General features: G+C 69.4%; 19 protein-coding genes. 9 read left to right on the forward strand and 10 right to left on the reverse strand.

Features of this window, described 5'->3' with window-relative positions:
- On the forward strand, window positions 1–1,076 hold a 1,076-nt coding region (locus D7Y04_RS41315; RefSeq protein ID WP_121762911.1), incomplete at its 5' end, for an IS66 family transposase.
- On the opposite strand, the gene ltrA is transcribed toward D7Y04_RS41315, so the two are convergent.
- Complete coding sequence (gene ltrA, locus D7Y04_RS41320; protein WP_233601823.1) at window positions 1,008–2,612, reverse strand: group II intron reverse transcriptase/maturase; 1,605 nt, start codon at window positions 2,610–2,612, stop codon at window positions 1,008–1,010. The two genes, D7Y04_RS41315 and ltrA, sit on opposite strands and share 69 nt — an antisense overlap.
- 346 nt (window positions 2,613–2,958) lie before the next feature.
- On the opposite strand from ltrA, the gene D7Y04_RS41325 reads away from it, so the two are divergent.
- The 3 genes from D7Y04_RS41325 (at window position 2,959) to D7Y04_RS41335 (ending at window position 5,198) form a co-directional block, all read left to right on the forward strand.
- Complete coding sequence (locus D7Y04_RS41325; RefSeq protein ID WP_120581678.1) at window positions 2,959–3,273, forward strand: hypothetical protein; 315 nt, start codon at window positions 2,959–2,961, stop codon at window positions 3,271–3,273.
- 4 nt (window positions 3,274–3,277) lie between these two features.
- Window positions 3,278–3,643: an IS66 family insertion sequence element accessory protein TnpB gene (tnpB, locus tag D7Y04_RS41330; RefSeq protein WP_120581677.1), complete on the forward strand. Its 366-nt coding sequence runs from the start codon at window positions 3,278–3,280 to the stop codon at window positions 3,641–3,643.
- Between the two features lie 115 nt (window positions 3,644–3,758).
- The gene (locus D7Y04_RS41335; RefSeq protein ID WP_121762912.1) at window positions 3,759–5,198 is read left to right on the forward strand and encodes an IS66 family transposase; all 1,440 of its coding nucleotides are present in this window, start codon (window positions 3,759–3,761) and stop codon (window positions 5,196–5,198) included.
- Between the two features lie 198 nt (window positions 5,199–5,396).
- Here D7Y04_RS41335 and D7Y04_RS41340 read toward each other — a convergent pair whose 3' ends face one another.
- Window positions 5,397–6,584, reverse strand: coding sequence for an MFS transporter (locus D7Y04_RS41340; protein WP_121762913.1), 1,188 nt, complete (start codon window positions 6,582–6,584; stop codon window positions 5,397–5,399).
- A 123-nt stretch (window positions 6,585–6,707) separates the two neighbouring features.
- On the opposite strand from D7Y04_RS41340, the gene D7Y04_RS41345 reads away from it, so the two are divergent.
- Both D7Y04_RS41345 and D7Y04_RS41350 read left to right on the forward strand, forming a co-directional pair.
- Window positions 6,708–7,616, forward strand: coding sequence for a LysR family transcriptional regulator (locus D7Y04_RS41345; RefSeq protein ID WP_121762914.1), 909 nt, complete (start codon window positions 6,708–6,710; stop codon window positions 7,614–7,616).
- A gap of 100 nt (window positions 7,617–7,716) precedes the next feature.
- Entirely contained in the window at window positions 7,717–8,829 is a 1,113-nt protein-coding gene (locus D7Y04_RS41350; RefSeq protein ID WP_121762915.1) for a hypothetical protein, read from the forward strand.
- Between the two features lie 39 nt (window positions 8,830–8,868).
- On the opposite strand, the gene D7Y04_RS41355 is transcribed toward D7Y04_RS41350, so the two are convergent.
- On the reverse strand, window positions 8,869–9,735 hold the full coding sequence (locus tag D7Y04_RS41355; RefSeq protein WP_121762916.1) for a GNAT family N-acetyltransferase: 867 nt from the start codon (window positions 9,733–9,735) through the stop codon (window positions 8,869–8,871).
- Window positions 9,736–9,761: 26 nt separating this feature from the next.
- Window positions 9,762–11,033, reverse strand: coding sequence for an O-antigen ligase (locus tag D7Y04_RS41360; protein ID WP_121762917.1), 1,272 nt, complete (start codon window positions 11,031–11,033; stop codon window positions 9,762–9,764).
- A gap of 181 nt (window positions 11,034–11,214) precedes the next feature.
- On the opposite strand from D7Y04_RS41360, the gene D7Y04_RS41365 reads away from it, so the two are divergent.
- Entirely contained in the window at window positions 11,215–12,684 is a 1,470-nt protein-coding gene (locus D7Y04_RS41365; RefSeq protein WP_120599912.1) for an MDR family MFS transporter, read from the forward strand.
- 101 nt (window positions 12,685–12,785) lie between these two features.
- On the opposite strand, the gene D7Y04_RS41370 is transcribed toward D7Y04_RS41365, so the two are convergent.
- A complete protein-coding gene (locus tag D7Y04_RS41370) occupies window positions 12,786–14,189 on the reverse strand; it encodes an ELWxxDGT repeat protein (protein WP_233601824.1) in 1,404 nt (467 codons plus the stop codon).
- A 300-nt stretch (window positions 14,190–14,489) separates the two neighbouring features.
- On the opposite strand from D7Y04_RS41370, the gene D7Y04_RS41375 reads away from it, so the two are divergent.
- Window positions 14,490–16,850 (forward strand): phosphoketolase, encoded by a 2,361-nt coding sequence (locus D7Y04_RS41375; protein WP_121762919.1) that lies wholly within the window; start codon window positions 14,490–14,492, stop codon window positions 16,848–16,850.
- Window positions 16,847–18,022, forward strand: coding sequence for an acetate/propionate family kinase (locus D7Y04_RS41380; protein ID WP_121762920.1), 1,176 nt, complete (start codon window positions 16,847–16,849; stop codon window positions 18,020–18,022). Before D7Y04_RS41375 ends, D7Y04_RS41380 begins: the two co-directional genes overlap by 4 nt.
- A gap of 144 nt (window positions 18,023–18,166) precedes the next feature.
- Here D7Y04_RS41380 and D7Y04_RS41385 read toward each other — a convergent pair whose 3' ends face one another.
- From D7Y04_RS41385 to purH, 5 genes are read right to left on the reverse strand one after another with little or no spacing between them, the layout of a single operon-like run.
- Window positions 18,167–19,285, reverse strand: coding sequence for an LptF/LptG family permease (locus D7Y04_RS41385; protein WP_121762921.1), 1,119 nt, complete (start codon window positions 19,283–19,285; stop codon window positions 18,167–18,169).
- A complete protein-coding gene (locus tag D7Y04_RS41390) occupies window positions 19,282–20,394 on the reverse strand; it encodes an LptF/LptG family permease (protein ID WP_121762922.1) in 1,113 nt (370 codons plus the stop codon). Before D7Y04_RS41390 ends, D7Y04_RS41385 begins: the two co-directional genes overlap by 4 nt.
- The gene (gene purD, locus D7Y04_RS41395; RefSeq protein WP_120598055.1) at window positions 20,391–21,650 is read right to left on the reverse strand and encodes a phosphoribosylamine--glycine ligase; all 1,260 of its coding nucleotides are present in this window, start codon (window positions 21,648–21,650) and stop codon (window positions 20,391–20,393) included. The genes D7Y04_RS41390 and purD overlap by 4 nt, the downstream gene beginning before the upstream one ends.
- A gap of 1 nt (window position 21,651) precedes the next feature.
- Entirely contained in the window at window positions 21,652–24,651 is a 3,000-nt protein-coding gene (locus D7Y04_RS41400; RefSeq protein ID WP_121762923.1) for a zinc-ribbon domain-containing protein, read from the reverse strand.
- A 4-nt stretch (window positions 24,652–24,655) separates the two neighbouring features.
- Entirely contained in the window at window positions 24,656–26,200 is a 1,545-nt protein-coding gene (gene purH, locus D7Y04_RS41405; protein ID WP_120598053.1) for a bifunctional phosphoribosylaminoimidazolecarboxamide formyltransferase/IMP cyclohydrolase, read from the reverse strand.
- Between the last annotated feature and the right edge of the window lie 62 nt (window positions 26,201–26,262).

Raw genomic sequence — 26,262 nt, forward strand, 5'->3', positions numbered from 1 at the left:
GCGTCGTCACCGCCCCGCCTCCGGCCCGGGTGGTGGACCGGGGCGAGTACGGCCCCGGCTTCCTGGCCCACGTCGTGGTTTCCAAGTGCGCCGACGCGATGCCACTGCACCGGCTGGCCCAGCGGATTGAGCGCGGTGGGGTGCCCATGAGTCGCAGCACGCTGACGGACCTCTTCCACCAGGCCGCTTCGGTACTGCTGCCGCTCTCCACGCACCTCTTGCAAGTCATTGCGGCCGCCGAGGTGGTGTGGGCCGACGAGACGCCCGTGCGCGTGCTGGACGTGAAGAAGACGAAGCAAGGCTACCTCTGGACCTTCCTCACCCAGACGCAGCAGGGCGAGTGGCTGCTGGGCTATCGCTTCAGCCTGGGCCGAGCGGGCAAGACGCCCAAGGACGTGCTGGGCGGCACCCGGGGTGCCCTCGTGGTGGACGCCTATACCGGCTACAACGCGGTGACGCTGCCGGAAGGGCGCGTGCGTGTCGGCTGCTGGGCCCACGTGCGCCGCCGCTTCTTCGAGGCGCTCGCCACCGCGCCCGAGGCCCGCGAGGCCCTGGACTTCATCCTCGCTCTCTACCGGGTGGAAGCCCTGGCTCGCGACGCGGGCGTCGTGCGCACGGACGCGCACCGCGAGCTGCGCCAGCAGCAGAGTCTCCCCGTCCTCACAGCGCTGCGCGCGTGGCTCGAATCGCAGCTCCCTCGCCACCTGCCCAAGGGCCCCATGGGCCAGGCCCTTTCCTACGCGCTGAAGCAGTGGGATGCCCTCTCGCGCTTTGTCTCCGATGCGCGCCTGCCCCTGGACAACAACCGCTCCGAGGCCGCTCTTCGCAAGGCCGCTCTGGGAAGGAAGAACTTCCTCTTCGTCGGCCACGAGGCCGCGGGGGAGAATCTCGCCGGCCTCTACGCCCTCGTCGCCACCTGCGAGGCCAACGGCGTCAACCCCGAAGACTACCTGGCCGACGTGCTGCTGCGTGTGCAGACGCATCCCCACTCGTGCATTGGTGAGCTGCTACCTCACGAGTGGAAGCGGCGACGCACCGCCGACCCGCCCGAGTCGCCCCTCCAGCTCAGTCCCTGAACAACTCGCTCCTCGCGGCGCCCGCCGAGCACGGCCGGGGCCTGTCTTCAAGCGTCCCGGCACGACGTCCACCGGACGGTTACGGTCACGCTGGCTCCGACGCCGGAGCGCCCGGTACCAGTGCTGGCCGACCTGCGTTCGGAATCGCCCCATGGCGGCGATGTTGGTGGGAACTGCATGGTACGCGAAATAGCCGCGCACCACGGATGCAAGCCAGTTCCCCTGCTCCGGGATGGGCAGATGGCGACGTCGCTGAAGTTCCGCTTTCACGTCCTTCAGCTTCGCGTTCATCCGCACCCGCATCGTGTGCCGTTTCACCAGATAGAAGCCTGCCTTCGACTTGCCGCAGATGTGAGTAAACCCGAGGTAGTTGAAGGTTTCTGGCTTCCCAAGCCCACTCCTCTCTCTGCTCTTGGAGGCGAGCCTCCCGAACTGAATGAGGCGTGTCTTCTCCGGGTGCAGTTCCAGAGCGAACATCCGCAGTCTCTCGCGGAGGAGCGCCAGGAACTGCTCGGCATCAGAGCGGTCCTCAAAACCCACGATGAAATCGTCCGCGTAGCGCGTGATGATGACATCACCTCGCGCCTGCTTTCTTCTCCACCGCTGGAACCAGAGGTCGAGGACGTAGTGGAGGTAGATGTTCGCCAGCAGCGGCGACACCGTCGCTCCCTGGGGCGTGCCTTCTTCGCTCGCCCGCCACGTCCCCTTCTCCATCACACCTGCGCTCAGCCACTTCTGGATGAGGCGCAGGACTCGCTTGTCTGCAATCCGGTGCTCGAGGAATTTCATCAGCCACTCGTGGTCGATGGCGAAGAACCCACGAATGTCCGCGTCGAGCACCCAGTTCACCCTCCTTCGTTTGAGTCCGGTCGCGAGCGCATCCAGCGACTGGTGCTGGCTGCGCCCTGGCCGGAACCCATACGAGAAGCCAAGGAAGTCCTCCTCATAGATGGCGTTCATCACCTCGACGATGCTGCGCTGGACGAGTTTGTCCTCCAGTGCCGCGATGCCGAGCGGTCGCTGCCGCCCGTCCGCCTTGGGGATGTACGTTCTGCGTGAGGGCTTCGCCCGGTACGCTCCTCGGTGGAGGCGTGCGTGCAGGTCCCGAAGGTTCTCTTCGAGCCTTGCGCCGTACGTCTCCCACGTCACGCCGTCTACTCCCGGCGCGGCGTTGCGGCGCAGTGCCGCGAACGACGTCCGAAGGCTTTCGAGTGTGACGTGGTGTAGCAGCGCGGTGAACTTCGCCTTCCTGTCCTTCCTTGCAGCTTGGCGTACGCGAAGGAGCTCACTGGGCAGACCTGTCCGGCTCTGTGTCCGGGGCCTGTTTTGCTCCCCCGCGTTCCTCTTGGCCAGGCTCCTTCCCTCCACCGTCTCCGCAGCTCGACTGCGAGCGTTGTTCGACGGCTTCACCGGTACTACGAGCCTGTCCGACTTCCTCTGCCCGTGCGTCATCGGATGACGGTCTCCGACCTTCCCGATGCGTCCCACCTCGCCAACTGCGGTGGGCAAGCAGAGGACCTCCCGGTTCTCGTGCATGGAGTTTCAGTACATGCATGGGGTCTCCGACTGCGCAGGACCGTTCGCGAACTCACCCTGGCGCTCGCGTCCGTGGGGCCTTCCGCTTCGGTTAACAGCGTCGGCGTCCTGGAGGCCTGATTTCGCAGCTCAATACCCAGCCTGCACCTACCCCGGTCAACGCTTCGCCCAGCCCCCTTGCGGGTGCCGTCGCATGACTTGGGGTCATCGCGGGTGGTTAGCCCTTCGATGTACGACTCTTTCATTCGCGACTCCATGCCGGTTTATCCCGGCGCACTAACCGTCCGGCCAACGATGTGCCGTGAGGGATTGCCGGGGGAGCGGTTCGCGGCGGACGCTTCCGGGCATGGCGAAGCAGGTGGAGAAGCCGGAGTGGGCGCGCATCGCGGAAGCCTTCGAGGCCAGCGGGCAGACGCAGAGGGAGTTCGCGTTGGCGCGGGGCGTGCGGCTGAGCACGTTGCAGTCGTGGGTGTACCGGGCACGACGGGCCGCGCCGTCGCGAGCGGAAGCCGTGAGACTCTTGCCGGTGCAGGTGGCGACGACGCCCGCGGCGATGGAGTCGGGGATGGAGGTGGTCGCCGCGAGCGGGGCGCGGGTGCGATTCGCGGTGGGCACCGACGTGGCGTACGTGGCCCGGCTCGTCGCCGCGCTGGGACGGTGAGAGGGTGTTCGCGCTTCCGGCTTCGGTGCGCGTGGTGCTGGCCGTGGAGCCGGTGGACATGCGCAAGTCGATTGATGGCCTCATGGCCTTGGTGCGCGCCGAGTGGGGCGAGGACGTCTACTCGGGGCACCTCTTCGCCTTCGTCTCGCGCAAGGGCGACAGAGTCAAGGTGCTGACGTGGAGCCGGGGCGGCTTCGTGCTGCTGTACAAGCGGCTGGAGACGGGCCGCTTCCGGCTGCCGCGCGTGGAGGCGGAGGCGAAGGCGGTGACGCTGGACGCCACGCAGTTGGCGATGCTGCTGGACGGCATCGACGTGGCGGACGTGCGACGCCCGCCGGCCTGGTCACCGCCCGGGCGCGCGGCCTCCTGAGGGCCCGGCGCGAGCGCGGGGGCGGGCAGCGCGGTATGGGCTCCAGGTGCCGCGCGAGCTTCCACTGGACCATTTCTGCCCCTGGCGGGAGGAAGCCGAGGAGCTCCGCGAGCGGATGACGTCGCTGGAGTCGAAGATGGCCGCGCTGGAGCGGCGTGTCTTCGGTCGCAAAGCCGAGAAGCTGCCGCCCGTCGCCGAGGAATTGAGGCAGACGGCCCCGAGTCCCCAGGACGAAGCGGCGCGGGCCAAGGCCGCCCCGGAGAAGCGCCGGGCGCGGGCCGCACGGAAGGCCGAGGAGGCCCCGACGCGCGAAGTGCGGCACGCGGTGCCGCCCGAGTCGAGGCACTGCCCGGCGTGCGGCAGTGAGGAGTTGAAGCCGCTGGGCGAGGGGCGAAGGACGGTGGTGTACGAGTACGTGCCCGCCTTCTTCGAGCGGCAGGTGCACGTGCAGCAAGTCCTCTCGTGCGCGTGCGGCCAGGGCGTGGTGACGGCCCCCGCGCCGCCGAAGGTGGTGGACAAGGGCGAGTACGGCCCGGGCTTCCTTGCGCACGTTGTGGTTTCCAAGTGCGCCGACGCGATGCCCCTGCACCGGCTGGCCCAGCGCGTGGAACGCGGCGGCGTGCCCATGAGTCGCAGCACCCTGACGGACCTCTTCCACCAGGCCGCCTCGGTGCTGCTGCCTCTGTCCCAGCACCTCTTGCAAGTCATTGCCGCCGCCGAGGTGGTGTGGGCCGACGAGACGCCCGTGCGCGTGCTGGACGTGAAGAAGACGCGCCAGGGCTACCTCTGGACTTTCCTCACCCAGACGCCCGCGGGGGAGTGGCTGCTGGGCTACCGCTTCAGCCTGGGCCGGGCCAGCACGACGCCGAAGGAAGTCCTGGGCGGCACCCGGGGCGCCCTCGTGGTGGATGCCTATACGGGCTACAACGCGGTGACACTGCCCGAGGGCCGCGTGCGGGTGGGCTGCTGGGCCCACGTGCGACGGCGATTCTTCGAGGCGCTCCCCACCGCGCCCGAAGCCCGCCAGGCCCTGGACTTCATCCTCGCCCTCTACCGCGTGGAAGCCCTGGCTCGCGACGCGGCCGTCGTGCGCACCGACGCGCACCGCGAGCTGCGCCAGCAGCAGAGCCTCCCCGTCCTCACGGCGCTGCGCGCGTGGATGGACTCGCAGGCCCCGCGCCACCTGCCCAAGGGCCCCATGGGCCAGGCCCTCTCCTACGCCCTGAAGCAGTGGGACGCCCTGACGCGCTTCGTCTCCGACGCGCGCCTGCCCCTGGACAACAACCGCTCCGAGGCGGCGCTGCGCAAGGCGGCCCTGGGCCGGAAGAACTTCCTCTTCGTCGGCCACGAGGCCGCGGGGGAGAATCTCGCCGGCCTCTACGCCCTGGTCGCCACCTGCGAGGCCAACCAGGTCAATCCCGAGGAGTACCTGGCCGACGTGCTGCTTCGCGTCCAGACGCACCCGCACTCGCGCATCGGGGAGCTGCTGCCCCACGAGTGGAGGCTGCGACGCACCGCCGACCCGCCCGAGTCACCCCTCCAGCCCAGTCCCTGAACAGCTCACTCCTCGCGGCGCTCGCCGAGCACGGTCGGGGCCTGTCTTCAAGCGTCCCGGCACGTCACTGGCCGGACGGTTACAGTTCCTCCGCGCCCAGCTGGTCGGCGAGTGGTACCCGGGCACAGCAGGCCGGAAGACACTCTGGTCCGTGGCTCCAGGCATCGGTCTGGAGCTGGGGCTCTAAAGATTGTGGTTTCAGCAGCGCGCCGGGAGCGGCTCGACCACGCGTGTCTCGCGGCGAACCAGCAGCAAGACCAGGATGAGACCTGCTCCAGCCATCGCCGCCCCGGCCAGGGCCACGGCCGGATAGCCGAGGTTGAGGCCAATGACCGCCCCACCGAGAGCCGCGCCGATGGCGTTGCCCAGGTTGAAGGCCCCGATGTTCATGGCCGAAGCCAGGTTCGGCGCATCGCTGGCGGCGGTCATCACCCGCATCTGCAGCGGCGGCACCAGGGCGAAGCTCGCCACGCCCCAGAGGAAGATCACCACGGCGGCGGGCGCCTGCCACGGCATGACCCCAGCGAATACAACCAACAGCGCGGCGAGGCCCGCCAGGGTGACAATCAAGGTCCGGTCCACCGACCTGTCGGCGAAGCGGCCCCCCAGCCAGTTGCCGAGCGTCAGCCCCAGTCCATAGGTCACCAACATGGCGGTGACGAAGCCGGTCGAGGCCAGGGTCCGCTCCTTCAGAATCGGAGCGATGTAGGTGAAGACGGTGAACATGGAGCTGGAGCCGATAACGGTCAGAGCCAGGGCGGCCAGCACAGGTCCGCGTCGGAGCACCGCCAGTTCGGCCTTCATGGCGCCGCTGTCGTCGGCAGAAGGCTCGACCCGGCCGTGCGGCAGGGTCAAGCGAAGCGCGATCATCGCCAGGGCGCCCAGACCCGCGATGCCCCAGAAGGACGCGCGCCAGCCCAGGGTCTCGCCCGCCCAGGCGGCCAGGGGAACGCCGGTGATGTTGGCGACGGTCAGGCCCATGAACATGGCCGCGACAGCGCCCGCCCGCCTGTTCGTCGCGACCACGCTGGCCGCGACGATGGCGCCCACACCAAAGAAGGCACCGTGGTTGAACGACGTCACCACTCGCGCCGCCATCAAGGTCCAGTACTCCGGCGCGAGCGCCGACAGCAGATTGCCCAGGGTGAAGATGCCCATCAGGCCCACCAGCAGGGTCCGGCGCGGCACGCGGCCGGTCGTCAAGGTCATCACCGGCGCGCCGAGCAGCACCCCGAAGGCGTAGGCGCTGACCAGCAGGCCCGCCGCCGGGATGGAGACGCCGAGGTCTCCTGCGATCACAGGCAGCATGCCCATCGGCGCGAACTCCGTGACCCCAATGCCGAAGGCGCCGACCGCCAGAGCGAGAAGAGGAGGGTTGGGCTTCATCCGCGGGAACCTTTCTCTGCCCCCGCGGCGACTGTGCGCGACGGGGTGCGTTGTTCTGAGCGCGCAAAGATGGCCGGGCGGTCGCGCGCGCGTTAGAGCTCTTCGAAGCCAAGGATTCTTGAGATGAACGCAAAGGTGCAGCTGGGCGGCGAGGATCGGGCGCGTGAGATGGCCGTCTTTTCGGCCGTGGCGGCGACCGGCAGCTTCTCGGCGGCCGGGCGTGAGCTGGGCCTGTCCCCGTCGGCCGTCAGCCGGACCCTCGACCGCATCGAGGCGCGTCTGGGGGTACGCCTGATGATCCGCACGACCCGGGCCCTGACCCTGACGCCCGAGGGGCAAGCCTATCTGGGCGCGGCACGGCGCATCCTGGCGGAGCTGGACGACGCGGAGCAGGCCATCGCGGATCTGGGCGCGCCGCGCGGGCGGCTGAGGGTGAGCGCCGCCCTCTCGCATGGGCGCCTGTGCGTGGTCCCCCTGTTGGGCGACTTCACGGCGCGATACCCCCACATCCTGGTGGACATCAACCTGACGGACAGCGTGGTCGACATCGCAGCAGGTCAGGCGGACGTCGCCATTCGCTTCGGCCCACTCGCGGACAGCGGTTTGACCGCGCGCAAGCTCGGCGAGAAAGGGCGCGTGATCGTGGCTTCACCCGACTACCTGAACCGGCGCGGGACGCCGATGGTTCCAGAGGACCTGCACCACCATAACTGCCTGAACTTCAATTTTCGTCGGGCCGAAGCGGTCTGGCCCTTCGTGCGCGACGGGCATGAATACAGTCTGTCATTGAAGGGCTGTATCGAAGCCAATAACGGAGAGACCCTGGGCCAGCTGGCTGCTGCCGGCGTGGGAGTGACGCGCGTCGGCGCATTCAGCGTCGAGGAAGAGCTCCGCTCCGGCCAACTGGTTCCTCTGCTGGAGCGCTACAATCCGGGCGACACGGAGAACATCCACGCCGTCTTTGTCGGTGGCGCCAACCTGCCGGCGCGAGTCAGGGTGTTCGTCGACTACCTGGCCGACGTATTGCAGTGAGTCGCAAGGAGGGGCTTCTGCTCCCTCTTCCCGCACCGTGAAAAACCAGGACGGGCCTTCGCCCGAGATCCGTGGTGCAGGCGGAAAGTCACTGACAGTCATGATCTCCATTCGTTCCATCGCGCTCTCCTGTGTGGTCGTGCTCGGCTTCTTCGCTGCCTGTAGTGACGATCCCTCCAATCCCCCCGGCGGGACGCCCGGCGCGTCCGTTCCCGATGCGTCCGTGCCGGACGCGTCCGTGGAGATGTGCACTGACGCCGGCACCACGCAGTGCGGTGACACGTGCGTCAACACCGACAGTGACTCCGCCCACTGCGGAGGGTGTGACCAGGCCTGCATGACCACCGAGGCCTGTGAGGCCGGTGTCTGCGTCGCGGTCTGTCGGATCGACGGCCAGCAGGTCGCGGCCGGAGCGGTGAACCCGGCGAACGCATGCGAGCAGTGCGTGCCCGCGACGTCCGCGACCTCGTGGACGTCATTCGCGGACGGGACGGCGTGCGGCACGGGACAGGTCTGCTCGACCGGCGCCTGCAGTCCGAAGTGCTTCATCAACGGCACGATCTACGACGAGGGCACACCCAACCCGACGAACGCCTGCGAGGTCTGCACGCCAGCAACGTCGACGACGGCGTGGTCTCCGCGCGAGGCCATTCCGCTGCTGGTCGGCGGCACCGACATCGTGGCGCAGGGCTGGACGACGTACACGCAAGCGCCGAACACGCTCACGTATGGCGAGGACTATGTCCGCCTCGCGACGTCAACGGACAGCGGCGGTCGAACGAGCGGGCAGTTGCTCCTTGCGAAGACGAACGCGGTCGCCCCGACGCAGCCGTTCACGCTCCGCGTGACGATGCAGGTCGAGTCGGTGAGCAGGCACAACCAGCTCGACAGCGGCGCGGCCATCCTGGGGAGTCTCACCGGCTCGGTCGGCAATGGGACGGATCGCTCGCAGATGATCTACCTGGACAGCGCGGCGATTGGCTGGGCGGATGACACGCAGTCCTCGGCGTTCGCCGTGACCGATGGCGCGTATCACGTCTACGAGCTCGCGGTGGATGCCGCCAAGGTCGCGACGGTGAGCGTCGACGGTGTCGCGAAGCTCACGCGGAACAACTTCACGACGAACGGCACCATCGCCATCGGAGACCAGACCAACGATCCGAACGTCGACGGCGTGGTGCGGATCAAGTCGGTCGAGCGGCTCTGCCAGTGAGGCTCTTCTCTGTCCCCATTCATGTGAATGGGGACAGGGTCATGTGTGGGCCATGACCGGGAACCGGTGGGCCTCTTGTGAGGGATGGAAGTTGCGCACGAACAGGTCGGCTTCCATGTCCTCACCGGCCGTCACGGCCTCCGGCCAGTAGCGCTCTGGAGTGAACCCGAAGCGGATGGACCGGATGGGCCGGTCAATCAATCGGGGGATCCAGGCTCGCAGGTCGAAGGGCTCGCGGGCGAAGACGTCGTCGAGGTACAGCGTCTCGCCTTCGACTCCCGCGAACGCCCAGGCATCCGTTCCCAACTGGCGCAGGGGCCTCGCGAAGCCATTGGCCACGGGCCAGCTCGCCACCGTCGCGTAGCCTCGCGCGCCGAAGCGGTCCGTTGAGGGACGCCCTTCACTGGAGAGCGTGGCGAGTCCAGCGCGCACGGCCGCGTCCTCCAGTGAGAGCGTGGGCGCGGGTGGACCAGCCGGCATGGCATCGTACTGGGTGGCGAACAACGTCTGCATTTGAGGCTGGAACCCGAATCGCGGGTAGAACTGGCGCACCTTGGGATTGGCGAAGAGCAGCACGGGCGCATCCCCACACGCGTCCAGCGCGGCGTTCATGACCACGCGCGCAAGTCCCCGGCCACGATGCGACGGCAAACACCCCACGGCTCCCAGCTGATGGGCCAGCACCTCGCGCCCTTCCAACAGCAGGCGCATCCGCATCACGGAGGTGTTGGCCACCACGCGGCCGTCCTCAATCAGCGCGAACGCACGATAGTCGTCGTTCCACTCTCCCCATGCACGCCAACGGCGGAAGTCCGCGCGGCGGAACACCTGGGGCACGTAGTCACAGAACAGCTCCTGCAATCCGGTATCGACCTGCCTGATTTCGCTGACCGCAACGGCTTCCATCACACGCCCCCACTCAGCTTGAAAACTCAATCAGGTTCATGGCGGAGCGGCGTACTGAACTCGCACAGCCCCAGGCCCCAGATGAGCATGAATGACAGGTGCACGCTGGGGTGGAACGGCAGGTAGTGCACCAGGGCCAGGACGTGGAAGCCCACGAAGGACAGCAGGGCTCCCGTGGCCGGAATCGAACCCGCCCGGTGCCTTCGCACCAATGCCCTCGCCAGCAGGAAGTGCATCGTCGCCAGCAGCACCAGGCCCACGAGCCCCGTCTCCGCCCAGGCCGTCAGCCAGAGGTTGTGTGAGTCCGTGGCCAGCAGGTCCGTGATGCCCGTCTCCGTCTGCGTCGCCAGGGCCGCGGGTTTGTGATTGCCGAACCCCACGCCCACCCAGGGGTGCTCCCGCACCAGGCGCCAACCCACGGACATCGCCAACGACCGCTCGCCGCTGCCGAAGAGGTTGTCCACCGCCTTGCCGAAGCGCTCCCGCCACGCGGGCGTCAGCAGCACCATGATCACCAACGCCGCCGCCACGCCGAGCCCTGCCTTCCTTGCCGTCCCTCGCAGCAACAGCAACAGCGCCAACACGCACACGCCCAGCGCCGCTCCCAGCGCCGCTCTCGCGAACGCGCCGTAGATGGACAGCAGCAGGCCCAGCACCATCACGCCGGCCAGCACCCGCCTCCGCGTCACCTTCGACCGGCCAATCACCGCCAGCGCCGGGCCCAGCACCGCGATGGCTCCGTGCGCGAACCGCAGCCGGTGGAAGAAGAAGCCTCCCGCCGCGTACCTCGGGTTCTCCTCCGTTCCGAAGTTCTCGTGCAGGCGCGACAGGTTCAGCTTCAGGAACTTCGGCGGCTCCCAGGGCCACGGCACCCGGTGCTGGAAGAAGCCCAGCGCCGCCGCCAACAACCAGCCTCCCGCGACGAGGCTCCCCAGCAGCAGCCACGGCACTCCCATCGTCCCGATGCACGCGACCGCGGCTCCCGCCACCGTGTCCAGCGCCTGGCCGTACCTTGCGCCCCGGGGCCACTTCGTCGCGGCTCCCGTCAACAGCGCCACCGCCGGGGACAAAAGCTGCCAGACGCTCAGGGCGACGCTCGCCAGCACGAACGCCCTTACGTCTTTCTCCAGGCGCAGCCGCTTCGTTGCCGCCAGCGCCAGGGCCAGCGCCGTGGCCAGGATGGCTCCGGCCTGGAGCACCGCCTCCGCCAGCACCAGCCCTACCGCGTAGAGCCCCAACACCGCGGCGACCGCCGTCTTCCAGCGCCCTGACTCGACCGTCTTCGTATCCGTGCCCATGCCGTGCGCCTCGAACTCGCGAGGCCGGTGGACCCTATCCCACCTCGTGCGCCCCTGCCCTTCCGGAGTGGACCCGGAATCCCCGGCGATGGACGCCGTCACTCCTTTTCACGCGCTTGACGTTGGCGCTCCGGACGGGCACGCGTTACCCAGGGTCCTTTCCCGGGTCCCCCCTTCCGACATGCGCACCACCCATCGACCGTTCACCACTTTGGCTCTGGCACTGTCCCTCTTCGTGGCCGCGCTGGAGATGACCGTCGTCTCCACCGCCATGCCCACGGTGGTCAGCGACCTGGGCGGCATCCAGCACTACGCTTGGGTCTTCACCGCGTACATGCTGTCGTCCACCATCACCGTCCCCATCTACGGGAAGCTCGCCGACCTCTACGGCCGCAAGCCCATCGTCCTCTTCGGCTCCACCCTGTTCCTGCTGGCGTCCCTGGCCTGCGGGTTCTCCACGTCGATGAACATGCTCATCGCGTTCCGCGTCCTCCAGGGCCTGGGCGCCGGCGCCATGCAGCCCATCGCGCTCACCATCATCGGGGACATCTACACGCTGGAGCAGCGCGGGAAGGTCCAGGGCGCGTTCAGCGCCGTGTGGGGCATCGCGGGCCTCGCCGGCCCTCTCACCGGCGGCCTCATCGTGAAGTACCTCACGTGGCACTGGATCTTCTTCATCAACATCCCCATCGGCATCGCGTCCATGGTGCTGCTCGTTGCGTTCTTCCACGAGCAACTCAAGCCCAAGGTGCGTGCCCGGCTCGACTACGCGGGCGCGGCGCTGCTGTCCTCGGGCGTCGTGGCGCTGCTGTTCGGCGTGCAGGGCTCCGGGCGGACACTGCTCGCCCTGCCCCTCGCCGCCGTGCTCCTCACCGCGTTCGTGTTCGTGGAGCTTCGCGCCGCCGAGCCCATCATCCCGATGAGCATCTTCAAGATTCCCACCATCGCCATCTCCAACGTTGCGGGCGCCCTCTTCTCCGCCGCCCAGTTCGGCGCGACCACCTACGTGCCCCTGTACGTGCAGGGCGTGCTCGGTGGCTCCGCCACGATGGCGGGCGGGATGATCACCCCCATGATCGTCGGCTGGCCGCTGGCGAGCCTCATCGGCGGCAGGCTCATGGTCCGCACTGGATTCCGGCCGCTCATCGTCGGCGGGCTGGGGCTGGCCTCCATTGGCACCGTGCTGATGGCGCTGCTGCTCAAGCCCGGGGCTTCGATGCTTGTGCCGCAGATCGCAATGGGGTTGTTTGGCATTGGCCTGGGCTTCGCGGCGATGTCCACGATGGTCGCTGTCCAGACCACCGTGGGCTGGGAGCTGCGCGGTGTGGCCACCGCGAGCAGCATGTTCTTCCGAACCATCGGAGGATCGCTGGGCGTGGGCGTGATGGGCGGCGTGCTGGTGAATCAGCTGATGAAGGACCCCAACGTCCCCGTCAGCGCGGCCACGGAGCTGCTCGGCCCCGAGCATGGACGCGGCCTGGCTCCCGCCATCCTGGAGACGCTCGGCGACGCGCTGAACACGGGCCTGTCCATCAACTTCTGGATCATGTGCGCGGCGATGATTGCCGCGTTCACCGCGGGCCTGTTCTTCCCCAAGGTGAAGCGCGTCACCACGCCGGTGAACGTGTCCGACGTCACCGCTTCCCACTGACACCGGTGTTCTTCGAGGCCGCCGGATTCCAGGAGCTGGGGCTCGCTGGAACCCGGCGGCACGTCATGCGTCTGGCCTTGCGCTGACGCTCACCGGCCTTGTCACTCCGCGCTGGCGCTCAGCGGCGTGCAGGTCACGTTGGCGGACACGGCCCACAACGCGTCACCCCAGACGCCGGAGAACCCCCGGAAGTAGATCCTGTTGCCCACACGCGTGAACTCCTCGGGCCCCTCGGCCCCGGGGCTTGAGGTGGTGACGCGACCCGTGCCCGCCGCCGTGCCATTCGTGACCTGCGGCATGAGTCCCAGGCCGCCGTCCCACGAGCTGAAGAGCAGCGTGCCAGAGCCCGTGTCGAAGAGGGGCGAACTGCTCTCGTCGGACGTGGTGAGCCCCTGGCTGACCTGCCGCGTCCCTCCCGCAGTGCCGTCCGTCACCCACAGCCCGACCTGGCGAGGCGCGGGGCCCGGCGAGCTGATCGCCACGGACAGGTAGAGCTTGCCCCCGGCCTCCCGCGAGTCCTGCACGTAGGGCGTGTTGTCCTGCTGGCCAGGATAGGGATTGGGCAGCGTCGTCACCAGGGTCTTCCCGCCTCCGGAGAGCGACAGGCGGTTCAGCTTCAACCGCTCGCCATCGTCGGCGAGCGTGGACAGGTAGACGTAGGAGCTCAGCGCCCCCAGCAGCCGCGCCTGCTTGCCGAAGGTGTCCAGGCGCACCGTGCCCGCCGCCGTGCCATCCGTCCGCCACACCTCCGTCCCGGAGGAGTCGTCCAGCGTGAACACCCCGTTGCCGTTCGCGAGCCGGCGCGTCGCCGTCACGAAGGGGGCCCCCGCGTCCACGCGCTTGACGAGCCGGGTGCCCGCCGCCGTGCCGTCCGTCCGCCACAGGCGCGTGCCGTGGGTCGCGTCCTGGAGGAAGAACAACAGCGCGTCATTCGTCCGTACCGTGGAGCTGGACAGGGACGCCCCCGAGCCGAAGTCCACCACCCGGTACGTCCCCGCCTCCGTCCCGTCCGACCGCCACAGCTCCACCGCGCTCTCCTCCCTGCGGAAGAAGGTCAGCACGCCCCCCAGGTCGGTGAGGTTCGAGAGAATGGAGTTCGCGCTGCCCGGTACGATGTCCTTCACGAGCCTCGTTCCCGCCGCCGTCCCGTCGCTCACCCACAACTCGAAGCCCGTGGCCGGGTCACTCATCTTGAAGAAGACCCGTGAGCCCACGGCCGTGAGCGACGAGAAGTCCCGGAAGTTCAAGCCCGCGAAGGGGAACTCCTTCACCGGAACGGTGCCCACCCCGGTGCCGTCACTGCGCCACAGCCCAGCCGTCCCCTGGTAGGGATCCACGGTGAAGTACAGCGTGCCCGCCACGTTCGTCAGCCAATCGGGAATGGGCCGGGATGGCGAAGGCAACGGCGCACCCGGCGGGAGGAGGTCCTTCACCTTGAAGGCCGCCATGGCGGGTATGCACGCCTGCGCCTGAACCTGCTGCTCCTGGGCCACGGGCGGCTCCATGTCCCGCGATCCACCACAGCCCACGAACGACAAACCTGCAAGGATCCACCCGAATCGCATACGCATTGCCCAACTCCTTGTCAGACCGAAGCAAGGGACGGTGGGACACCTGGAGATGGCTGCCAATGTGGTCCAGCGGTGTCAGGGCTTGCGGTAAACATGACGCGCACGCGAAGGCCCCTCCGCTGTCGGGAAACCGACGCGCCCGACTTTTCCCATCACAGACATTGCATGTCGTGGGCCAGATGGAGTCCCATCCCTCCCCGGGGGATGCACGGCCTACACCTCGGGAGATGCAAGATGGCGGGTCCGCTGAGCGACGAGGAGCTTGGAAAGATTGACGCCTACTGGCGCGCGGCGAACTACCTGTCCGTCGGGCAGATCTACCTCAAGGACAACCCGCTCCTGGAGCGGCCCCTCACCCGCGAGGACATCAAGCCCCGGCTGCTCGGGCACTTCGGCACCACGCCGGGCCTCAACTTCATCTACGTGCACCTGAACCGCATCATCCGGAACCACCGGGCCAACATGATGTATCTCATTGGCCCCGGCCACGGCGCCCCGGGCATCATCGCCAACACGTTCCTCGAAGGCTCCTACACGGAGCTGTATCCCAACATCGAGCGCAACCGCGACGGCATGAAGCGCTTGTTCCGCCAGTTCTCCTGGCCCTACGGCGTCCCCAGCCACGATGCGCCCGAGGTCCCCGGTTCCATCAGTGAAGGCGGCGAGCTGGGCTACTCACTGCTCCACGCGTACGGCGCCGTGCTGGACAACCCGGACCTCATCGTCCCGTGCGTCGTCGGCGACGGCGAGGCGGAGACGGGCGCGCTCGCCGCGAGCTGGCACTCCAACAAGTTCATCAACCCCATCACCGACGGCGCGGTCCTGCCCATCCTGCACCTCAACGGGTACAAGATCGCCAACCCCACGGTGCTCGCCCGCATCGACGCCGACGAGCTGGAGGCCCTCTTCAAGGGCTACGGCTACACGCCCTACGTCCTGGAGGGCGACGACCCCAAGGACATGCACCAGCGGATGGCGCAGGTGCTGGACACCCTCTACGCCGAAATCACACGCATCCAGCGCCACGCCCGCGAGAAGAACGACCCTACCCGCCCGCGCTGGCCCATGCTCGTGCTGCGCACCCCCAAGGGGTGGACCGGCCCGAAGGTCGTGGATGGCAAGCCCGTGGAGGGCACCTGGCGCGCCCACCAGGTCCCGCTGGAGGAAGTGCGCGACAACCCCGAGCACCTGAAGATCCTGGAAGCGTGGCTCCACGGCTACCGGCCCCGCGAGCTGTTCGACGCAAATGGCACCTTCCGCGAGGAGCTGGCGGACATCGCTCCCAAGGGCCGACTGCGCATGGGCGTGAACGTGCACTCGAACGGCGGCCAGCTGCTGGTGCCGTTGGTGCTGCCGGCCTTTCGCGACTACGCGGTCGACCCGGGCGTCCCGGGTTCCAAGCAGGTCAGCGCCACCAAGGTGCTGGGCGGCTACCTGCGGGATGTGATGCGCCACAACCTGACGGCGAAGAACTTCCGCATGTTCGCCCCGGACGAGAACGCGTCCAACCGGCTCCAGGACGTCTACGCCGTCAGCGGCAAGAGCTGGGACGCGAAGCAGGAGTCCACGGACGAGCACCTCTCCGTGGACGGCCGCGTGATGGAGGTCCTGAGCGAGCACCTCTGCCAGGGCTGGCTGGAGGGGTACCTGCTCACCGGACGCCACGGCTTCTTCTCCTGCTACGAGGCGTTCATCCACATCATCGATTCGATGTTCAACCAGCACGCCAAGTGGATAAAGAGCGCCAAGGAACTGCCGTGGCGCAAGCCCATCGCGTCACTGAACTACCTGCTCAGCTCGCACGTGTGGCGGCAGGACCACAACGGGTTCTCCCATCAGGACCCGGGCTTCATCGACCATGTGGCCAACAAGAAAGCGGACACGGTGCGCATCTACCTGCCGCCGGACGCGAACACGCTCTTGTCGGTGGCGGACCACTGCCTGCGTTCGAAGAATTACGTGAACCTCATCATCGCGGGGAAGCAGCTCTCGCCGGTGTGGTTGGACATGGAGAGCGCGGTGCGCCACTGCTCGGCGGGCATTGGCGCGTGGGATTGGGCCGGCAATGACGACGGCGACCCGGACGTGGTGATGGCCTGCGCGGGCGACGTGCCCACCATGGAGACGCTGGCCGCCGTGACGCTGCTGCGCGAGTGGGCTCCGGAGCTCAAGGTGCGCGTGGTCAACGTGGTGGATGTCTTCACGCTCGCACCCGTGCACATCCATCCGCACGGGCTCAACGAGGAGGACTTCAACCGCCTGTTCACCACGGACAAGCCCGTGGTGTTCGCGTTCCACGGCTACCCCACGCTCGTGCACAAGCTCACATACAACCGGGCCAACCACGGCAACATCCACGTGCACGGGTACAAGGAAGAGGGCACCACGACGACGCCGTTCGACATGACGGTGCTCAACGACATGGACCGCTTCACCCTGGCGCTGGATGCCATCCGGCATTCGAAGGCCGCTCGGCACCGGCTGGACGACGCGGAGCAGCGCTTCTCCGAGGTGCGCCAGCGCCACAAGCTCTACGTGTCGGAGCACGGCGAGGACATGCCCGAGGTGGCCGACTGGAAGTGGAGCGCGCGATGAGCGATTCGGGTGCGGTGCTGGTCATCAACAGCGGCTCGTCGTCGCTGAAGTTCGGCCTCTACGCCGAAGAGGGCGGCCAGGAGGCGGTGCGGTTCAAGGGCAGCGCGACCCACATCGGCGCGGAGCAGGGCCGGCTGGTCGTGAAGGACGGCGCGGGGAAGCAGGTGCGCGCGGTGGATGTGCGGCATCCATCACAGGAGGACGCGTTCCACGAGGCCGTGCGACACCTGGAGGAACTGGGCGGTGAGCGGCCCCGGGCCATCGGGCATCGCGTGGTGCATGGAGGTCCCCACCTGCGCGAGCATCAGGCCCTGACACCGGAGGTGATGAAGGCGCTGGAGAAGGCGACGCACTTCGCGCCGCTGCACATCCCTCCGGCGCTGCGGCTCATCCGAGCCACGCAGCGGCAGTACCCGGGCGTGCCGCAGTTCGTCTGCTTCGACACGGCCTTCCACGCCACGATGCCGGAGGTCGCCTCGACGTTCCCCCTGCCCCGCTCCGTGAGGGACCAGGGCGTGCAGCGGTACGGCTTCCACGGCCTGTCGTATGAGTCCATCGTGGCGAGGCTCGAACCCCAGGTGCCCGCGCGCACCGTGGTGGCCCACCTGGGCAACGGCGCGAGCCTCGCGGCGCTGGAGCGCGGACGCTCCGTGGATACCTCCATGGGCTTCACGCCCACCGGTGGCATCCCCAGTGGAACGCGCACCGGAGACCTGGATCCAGGCGTGCTGCTGTTCCTGATGCGCACAGGCCGAATGGACGCGGACGCGCTGGAGAAGCTGGTGAACCACGACGCCGGGCTCCGAGGCTTGTCGGAGGGGACCAGCGACATGCAGGCCCTCACACGTGACGCGGCAGCGGGCAACGCGGCGGCTGCGCTGGCGGTGGACGTCTTCACGCGAAGCATCGCGAAGACGGTGGGGGCCTACGCGACGGTGCTCGGCGGCCTGGACCTGCTCGTGTTCACGGGCGGCATCGGGGAGAACAGTGCGCGGGTCCGCGAGGACGTATGCGCGAAGCTGGGCCACCTGGGTATCCAGTTGGACGCGCGGCGGAACGAGGCGGGCGCGGAGGTCATCACGGCCGATTCGTCATCGTGTCCGGTGCGCGTGCTGCCAAGCGATGAGGAGATTCAGCTCGCCCGGCACACGCGCCGACTCCTCCGCGGTTGAAGCCCCCTGCCCTCCGGGCCCGAATCCCGCCCACCCTTCGAGGAAGTGAGAACCCCGCTGGGCCCGCGGCAGCCAGTTCGCGGAAAGCTGTCCGACTGTCGGACAGGTTTTGACCGGGCCGGGCCCGAGCGGGTGCCCCCCGGCTCAGGCCTGCCGCGTCACACTTCGGCGCGGGAAGTTCAACAGGCCTTCGCGGCGCAGCCACAGGGCTGCCGCGACGATGGTCAGCAGTGTCGTGGGCATCCAGGCCGCCACGGCGGGCGCCAGACGCTCGGTGAGCACCAGCGTGCGGGACACCACCATCAGGCCCCACATCGCCACGGCGATGAGCAGCCCCTCCACCACCGCCGCCGTCAGGTGTCCGCGCCGGTTCGTCCGCAGCGCCAGTCCCACCGCGAGCAGCGCCGCGGGCAGCCCCGCCAGCGGATACGCGAAGCGGTTGTGCCACGCGAGCTGGAAGGCCTTCGTCGCGAGCCCCACCTCCGCTCGCGCGACAATCTGTTCGCCCAGCTCACCCAGGCGCATCTGCTCCGGACGGCCCGGCCGGATGCGGAACGTCGTCGCGCCCACGCCCAGCTCGTACTCCGCGGTGGGCTGCTGCGTCACGGACGTGCGCCCGTCCTCCGTGAACGTGCGCTCCACCACGTCCGTCAACTCCCAGCGCGTGCCCTCCACCGGGCGCATCCGTCCCGCGTCCACTCGGCGGCGCAGCTTGAACTCCGGCGTCAGCGTGAAGATGGAGACGTTCTCGAAGCCCTCCTGCGGATTGCCGCCTCGCAGGAAGAAGATGGCGTCCCCCCGCCGGAACCACTGCTTCGGCGTGTAATACATCCGCCAGTCGCCCCAGCGGTTGAAGCGCTGCGTGGTGATTTCATCCACGCGCCGGCCTGCCCTCGCGGCCACCGTCTCGTCGAACACCACCAGCCCCACGCACGCCACCAGCGCGCACACGGCCACCGGCAGGTACAGCGCCGCCGGCCCGAAGGTGAGCGCGCGCAGCGCCGTCACTTCGCCCTTCTTGCGCAGCGCCGACACCGTGGTGCCCGCCGCGAGCAGCAGTGCCGCCGGCCCCAGCTGCTGCACCGTCACCAGCGCCTTGTAGCCATAGAGCTTGAGCACATCCAGCACCCAGCCCTCGCCGCCGTAGGCCTTCGCGCGGTCCACGAAGTCCACCACCAGGAACACCGCCACCACGCCCGCCAGGATGCCCAGCGTGTAGCGCACGTACGCGCCCACCACGTACCGGAAGAGGGTGCCCTTCATCGCACCGTCCCCGAACGCGTCACGCGGTACAGCGCGAACGCCCCCACCACCATGAAGAGCACGTTCGCCAGCTGCCCCGCGACGAACACCGGCATCTGGCCCTTCTGCCCCATCTGCTCGAAGGCGCGGCTCAGGAGGTAGTAGAGGACGTAGCCCCCCAGCGTCAGCAGGTAGCCCCACGCGCGGCCCGACTGCCTGCGGCCAATCGCCAGCGGCGTGCCCAAGAGCGCGAACGCCATCGGAGCCACCGCATTGCCCATCCGGCTGTGAAGCGCCATCAGGAAGGGTCGCGCATCCTCGCGCCGCTCCTCCGCGTCCTTCGCCGCCGCCAGCAGTTCCACCGGCGTCAGCTCCTCCTTCGGCGAGCGGAACCGGTTGCGCCGCGACAGCGACCCGCCCAGCCCCACGTTGATCTCCGCCTTCTCGAACGCGACGACGCTCGCGTCCACCGAGGAGCGGTTGGCGCGGTGCACCTCGCCTTCCCTCAATTCAATCCGCAGCGCCTCGCCCCGCTCGGACGTGCCCACGCTGCCCTTGTGCGCCAGCACCAGCAACGGCGAGCTGGGGTCGCGGTCGTCGTGCAACAGCACGTTCGTCCACCCGCCGCCCTTGGGCGCCACCTTCTGCGCGTACAACGTCAGGTCGCTCAGGTCCTCGTAGAAGACGCCGGACTTCACGTCGCCCGCGACGTTCTTCTGGATGACCTCGCCCACCAGGTCCTTCACGCCCGTGAGGCCCCAGGGCTCCACCGTGGACGTGAGCAGCACCATGAACGCGCTCAGCGCGATGCCCACGCCCAGCGGCGCCGCCAGCAGTTGAAGCGGGCTGATGCCCAGGGCCTGCAGCGACGTGAGCTCCCGGTCCTCTCCCAGCCGCCCCAGGCCCAACAAGATGGCCAGCAGGAACGCGATGGGCAGCGCCATCACCAGGAAGTGCGGCGCCAGGTACGCGATGAGCCGGCCCAGGTCGACCAGCGTCACCGCCGAGCCCAACAGCACGTCCGTGCCGCGCAGGAACTGCATCACGAACAGCAGCAGGAACATGAACGCCACCCACACACCCAGGGGGACGAGCAGCTCCTTGAGCAGGTAGCGCGCCAGCAGCTTCACGACCGCGCCCGCAGCCCCCGCGCGCCGATGTCCCGGCGGAAGTGCTTGCCCTCGAAGCGCACGGCGTCCGCCGACTCCAGGGCCCGCTCTCGCGCCGTCGCCAGGCTGTCACCCCGAGCGCACACCGTCAGCACCCGGCCACCCGCTGTCACCAGCGCGCCGTCCTGCTTCGCCACGCCCGCCAGGAACACGGGCGCGTTCGACGCCACCTCGTCCAGCCCTTCAATCCGCTGACCCTTCTTCGGCGCCTCCGGATAGCCCTCCGCCGCCAGCACCACGCCCACGGACGCGCCCGGGAACTGCTTCAGCGGCCGGGGCTCCAGCGTCCCCTTCGCGCACGCCTCCATCAGCGGCAGCAGGTCCTCGTCCACCTGCATCATCAGGACCTGCGTCTCCGGGTCGCCGAAGCGCGCGTTGAACTCCAGCACCTTCGGGCCGGACGCCGTGAGCATCAGCCCCGCGTACAGCACCCCGCGCAGCGGCGTGCCGCGCTTCTTGAGCACCGCCAGCGTGGGCGCGATGACCTGCTCGCCCACCTGGGCCAGCTGCGCCGGCGTGAGGAACGGCGCCGGGCAGTATGCGCCCATGCCGCCGGTGTTGGGGCCCGTGTCGCCCTCGCCCACGCGCTTGTGGTCCTGAGACAGCGGCAGGAGCACGTAGCGCTCGCCGTCGCACAGGGCCATGAGCGAGACCTCCTCGCCCTCCAGCAGCTCCTCCAGCACCATCCGCTGGCCCGCCTGCCCCATCTGGGCCACGGCGCGCACCGCTTCACGCGCGGCCTTCGCGTCCGGCGCGACGATGACGCCCTTGCCCGCTGCCAGGCCGTCCGCCTTCACCACGATGCGGCCCTGCGCCACGGCGTATGCCTCGGCCTCCGCCGCGTCCGTGAAGACGCGGAAGGCCGCGGTGGGCACGCCCGCCTCCGCCATCACTTCCTTGGCGAAGGCCTTGGAGCCCTCGATGCGCGCGGCCGCCGCGACGGGGCCGAAGCACGGGATGTCCACCTGCGCCAGCGCGTCCGCGACGCCCGCGACGAGCGGCGCCTCCGGGCCCACCACCACCAGGTCCACGCGCTCGCGGCGCGCCAGCGACACCACCGCCTCCGGCGAGTCCGCCTGCAACGGCACGTTGGTGCCCCACCGCGCCGTGCCCGGATTGCCGGGGGCGACGAGGAGCCGCGAGAGACGAGGACTCTGGGCCAGCTTCCATGCGAGCGCGTGCTCGCGGCCGCCCGACCCCAGCAACAGGACCTTCACGTCAACCTCGCTCGTCCAGTTTGAAGAGCAGCGTCTTCGCCGGGAAGTAGGAAGGATCCAACCCCACCACCTTCTCCAGCACCGCGCGCGCCTCCTGCGGCTTCGACGTCATCAGCAGCTCCGCCAGCTTCGTCTGCGCGGACAGCATCTTCGGCGCGACGTCCAGGGCGGACTGCAACGAGCGCATCGCCCCCGCCACGTCCCTGTCCGCGGCCTGCGCGAGCCCCAGCGACAGGCGCGCCACCGGCAGCCCGCGCTCGACCCGCACCGCGCGCTCCGCCAGGTTCCGGGCCTGCGGCCCCTTCGTGTCCAGCGCGATGAGCGCCCGGTACGCCTGCGCACCGCCGCTGTTCTCGTTCACTTCCACCACGGTGTGCAGCAGCCGCTCCGCGGTCTGACGGTCCCCCTGATGGAAGCGCACCAGGGCCTCGTAGAGCAGGGGCTGCACGTCCTCCGGACGGTCGCTCAGGGACTTCACCACGTTCTCCACGCCCACCAGCGTGTCGCCCGGCCGCAGCCAGAAGCGCGACAGCGCGGGCCGGGGCGCCAGCCGCAGCGGATCCCACTCGCGCGCCTCCAGCACCGGGTAGAACAGGCGGAAGACCTCGTCGCGCTTCTTCACGCTCGCCGCCGCCACGCCTTCCAGCAGCTTCGCGTCCATGCGGCGGTCATCCAGCCGCACCGCCTGCTGGAAGCGCTCCTGGGCTCCGGCCACGTCGCCTTCCAGCAGGTGCACGCGCCCTTCCAGCACCTTCTCCAGCGCGGCGTCCTGCAACCGGCCCTGGAAGCCCTTCAGGTGCTCGCGGGCCAGGGCCGCGTCCTTCTTCGCCAGCGCCACCAGGAACAACTGCAGGTGGGCCTCCGGCATCGCCGGCACCACCTTCAGGGCCGACTCGGCCGCGATCCCGGCAGCGCCGTCATTGCCCGCGGTGCGCTCCGCCGCGGCCAGGTGGGTGAAGATTTCGGAGGCGTCGCGCGGGCCGTAGCGGGACGCGTTCTTCGTCAGCTCCTTCAGGACGCGTACGGCTTCGCGCGCGTTGCCCTCCGCCTGGTAGCGCAGCACCGCCAGCGCCAGGGTGGCGCGCACGTCGCCCGCCTTCGCCTTCAGCCGGTCCTCGTACAGCTTGCGCGCGCGGGCGGTCTCCCCGACCTCCACGTAGATGCGGGCGGTGGCCTCCAGGCTGTTCCAGTCCTGAGGATCCAGCTCCATCCGCTGCCGCAGCTGCTTGAGCGCCAGCCCGTACTGGCCGGCCTGCTCGTGCGCGAGAGCGCTGTAGTAGTCCACGCGCTGGAGGTTCGGCGCCAGCTTCCGCGCGGCGTCGAACTCCTGGTTCGCCAGCTCACGCGACGTGGCCACCTGCGAGCGGCCCAGCACCAGGTGCGCCTCGGCCTTGTAGGCGTCAGCGGCCTTCGGCTGGGACAGCACCTCCGTCGCCAGCCGCGCTGCCTCCTCCAGGTTGCCGGACTGACGCGAGCGCGCCAGCAGCAGGTTCGCGTGCGCGACGAGCAGCGCGGGCGTCTCTCCAGCCATGCCCGTCGCGGCCTGGATGAGCTCGCGCGCCTCCTGGAAGGAGTTGTCGTCCATGCCCGGACCACGCCCGAGCGCCAGCGCCTGCACGTAGCCGGCGATGGCGTCCGTGCTGCGAGGGTCGAGCAGCAACGCCTGCTGGAAGGACTCCTCGGCTTCCGTGTAGGCGATGCGCTGGTCCAGCGCGAGCTGCTTCTGGCCGGCGGCCAGGTGCTCCGCGCTGGTGCCCTCCAACTCCAGGAACTGGAGCTTCCACCGGCCCACCGCGGCCAGCACCTCCGAAGGCACCGCGGCCGGAGCAGGAGGCTGCGCGGCCAGGGCCAGCTGCTCCTGATGGGGCTTGTGCACGAGGAAGTAGTAGCCCGCGCCTCCGGCCCCCAGGACCGCCAGCGCCAACAGGCCGAAGACTCCCGCACGGCTGCCGCCACCGCTCCCGTCACGCTGCGCGCTGCGGACCGGCGCGGCCGTGATGTGCGACGTGCGCGCGGGCTTCACCGAGCTCACGCGCGAGTCCGGCGCCAGCGCCGTGGCGCCCTCGAACCGGGGTTCGTCCTCGGACGCGGTGCCGTCCAGGCCGCTCATCATGGGCAGCTCCACCAGGCCGCCGCCGTCGGACGGAAGCGGCGCCACCTCGGGCGCCACCACCACGGAGGACTCCCGGGGGAACGCGGACTCCCGCTGCTTGCAGGCCTCGCAGGTGCCCAGGGCCTGATCGAAGGGGTCCGTCAGGTCCTTGCCGCACGAGCGGCAATTCGTGTGCAGCTCCTGCTTCGGGACCACCGGCGCGGGCGCGCGAGCGGACATGCGGCCCAGGGACACCGCCCCGGCGGGAGGCGAGGAAGCCCGACCGGGCGTGGGCGCCGGCGGGGCTTCCGGCTCCAGGCCTCCGGGCGCCGGGCCGAGGAAGTCGAGCAGCGGGTCTTCCGGAGGAGCGGATGGCGCCGCTGGCTTCGAGTGAGCCACGGGAGCCGAGGGAGCCGCCACCCCGGGCGCGTCGGGCACCGGCGGGCCGGGCTTCGCGGCGGGCGCCGGCCTGGGCGACGACGGGCCCAGGCTCGCGAACGGATCCGCGGGAAGGCCCCTGGAGACCTGCGAAGCGGGCGGCCCCAGGTCCGCGAATGGGTCCACGCTCCCTGGTGGCCCCAGCTCCGGCATCTCGCCGAAGTCCCCGAAGAGGTCCGACTTCGGAGCCGCCTTCGGTGCTTCCCGTGGCTTCGCGGCGACGGGCGCGGCGGCCGGATTGCTCCGGGGCTCGCGGGCGACTGGAGGCGCCGGTGCGGCCGCGGGCGGATTCGGCTCGGCGGCGGGAGGCACGGCCCCTTCAGGGGGAGCCGTCACGGACGCGGCCGAGGCCTCCCGCTTCACGAGCTGGAGGTGACGGCAGCGGGGACACTGCGCGCGGACGCCCTTGGTCGTGATCAACCGATCGTCGATCGCGTAGGCCGCCGCGCATTTCTGGCAGACGATGCGCATGAAGTTAGTGGCGGAAGTGTCGCACTCCCGTCACCACCATGGCCATCCCATGTTCGTCCGCGGCGGCAATCACCTCCGCGTCCCGGACAGACCCGCCCGGTTGGATGACCGCCGTCGCCCCCGCCCGGGCCGCCTCGTCCAGCCCGTCCCGGAAGGGGAAGAAGGCATCCGAGGCCACGGCGCTGCCCTTGAGGGCCTCGCCACCCCGCGTCATGGCGATACGCACGGAGTCCACCCGGTTCGTCTGCCCGCCACCCTGGGCCAGGAGCTGCGCCGGCGCCGCGAAGACGATGGCGTTGCTCTTCACGTGCTTGCACACCTTCCAGGCGAAGCGAAGGGCCCGCTCCTCCTCCGGCGTGGGGGCGCGCTTGGACACCACCTTCCACTCCAGGGGGGGCTCCACCGCGTCCCGGTCCATCAACAGCATTCCCCCGGACACGCTGCGCGCGTCCACCTGGGGCCGGGGCGCCGCCGTGACGGACGCCAGCGCGGGGCCCGCCTCCAGGAGGCGCAGGTTCTTCTTCCCCGCCAGCACCTGGAGCGCCACCGCCGAGTACGACGGCGCGATGACCGCCTCCAGGAACGTCTCCGCCATGGCCTTCGCCGTGGCCTCGTCCACCTCCCGGTTGAAGGCGACGATGCCGCCGAAGGCGCTCACCTCGTCCACCGCGCGGGCGGTGCGGTAGGCCTTCTCCAGCGCGTCGTCCACCGCCACGCCGCACGGGGTGTTGTGCTTGATGACCACCGCGCAGGGCTTCTCCGGGAACTCCAGGACGAGCCCCAGGGCCGCGTCCAGGTCCAGGATGTTGTTGTACGAGAGTTCCTTGCCCTGGAGCACCTTCGCGAAGGCGACGGACGGCTCCTTCGGCGCGGCGTATTCCTTGTAGAAGGCGCCGCGCTGGTGCGGGTTCTCCCCGTAGCGCAGGCCCTGCACCTTGCGGAACGCGAGCGACAGCTCTTCAGGGAAGGGCTCCTGGGCCTCGCCGGACAGCCACCCGGCGATGGACGCGTCGTAGGCCGCCGTGTGCGCGAACGCCTTGCGCATCAGCCGGCGCCGCGTCTCCAGGCCCACGGACTTCTGGCCTTCAATCTCCGCGAGCACCGGCGCGTAGTCGTCCGGGTCCACCACGATGGCCACGTGCTGGAAGTTCTTCGCGGACGCGCGGACCATCGCCGGCCCGCCAATGTCGATGTTCTCGATGACGTCGTCCTCACCCGCGCCGGACGCCACCGTCTGGCGGAACGGGTAGAGGTTCACCACCACCAGCGAGATGGGCTCGATGTTGTTCGCCGCCATCTCCGCCTTGTCGCTGTCCAGGTCGGGCCGGCCGAGGATGCCGCCGTGGATGCGGGGGTGGAGCGTCTTCACGCGGCCGCCGAGGATTTCGGGGCTCTTCGTGTGCTCGGACACCTGGGTGGCGGGGATGCTGGCGGCCTTCAGGGCCTCCAGGGTGCCGCCCGTGGAGAGCAGCCGGTAACCCAGCCGCACCAGGCCCTGGGCAAAGGGGACCAGACCGCGCTTGTCGGAAACGCTCAGGAGAGCCAGCACGCGTGCGCCTCGCAATGGGTGGGGGTGGCGCGGGTCCTAGCAACCACCCCCTGGGGTGTCAA

This window comes from Corallococcus sp. AB038B, assembly GCF_003668955.1.
In the GTDB taxonomy this organism is placed as follows: domain Bacteria; phylum Myxococcota; class Myxococcia; order Myxococcales; family Myxococcaceae; genus Corallococcus; species Corallococcus exiguus.